The 653-nt window shown below is 55.3% G+C and carries 1 protein-coding gene; it reads left to right on the top strand.

Features of this window, described 5'->3' with window-relative positions:
- Positions 1–653: DUF4073 domain-containing protein (locus PKO01S_RS28560; protein ID WP_127534788.1), on the top strand; the 653-nt coding region annotated here is incomplete at both ends.

Below are 653 nucleotides of genomic sequence, written 5' to 3' on the forward strand. Positions count from 1 at the left end.
AACGAATGCACCAGACTTGTCTGGTAATCACACGGTGTTGGTTCGGGTGCCAGCGGATGCTGCGACAGGAACACCAGCGGGCGCAGCAACGACGCTGACGTTTACGACGAATCCGCCAGCTCCGGTAGCACCAAACGTAACGGCTGATGATGCAGCTAACGTTATCACGGGTCTAGATACGACAATGGAGTATCAAATTGACGGCGGAAGCTATGTGAAGTACGACGGCACGAATGCACCAGACTTGTCTGGTAATCACACGGTACTGGTTCGAGTACCAGCGGATGCTGCGACAGGAACACCAGCGGGCGCAGCAACGACGCTGACATTTACGACGAATCCGCCAGCACCGGCGGCGCCGAACGTAACCGCCGATGATGCGGCTAACGTTATTACGGGTCTAGATACGACGATGGAGTATCAAGTAGATGGTGGCAGCTATGTGAAGTACGACGGCACGAATGCTCCAGATTTGTCTGGTAATCATACTGTGCTGGTTCGGATCCCAGCAGATGCTGCGACAGGTACGCCAGCGGGCGCAGCTACAACGCTGATGTTCACGACGAACCCGCCAGCACCGGCGGCACCGAACGTAACTGCTGATGATGCGGCTAACGTCATTGTTGGTCTGGATAGAACGATGGAGTATCAGA

This window comes from Paenibacillus kobensis NBRC 15729 (assembly GCF_004000825.1).
Taxonomy (GTDB): Bacteria; Bacillota; Bacilli; order Paenibacillales; family Paenibacillaceae; genus Paenibacillus_T; species Paenibacillus_T kobensis.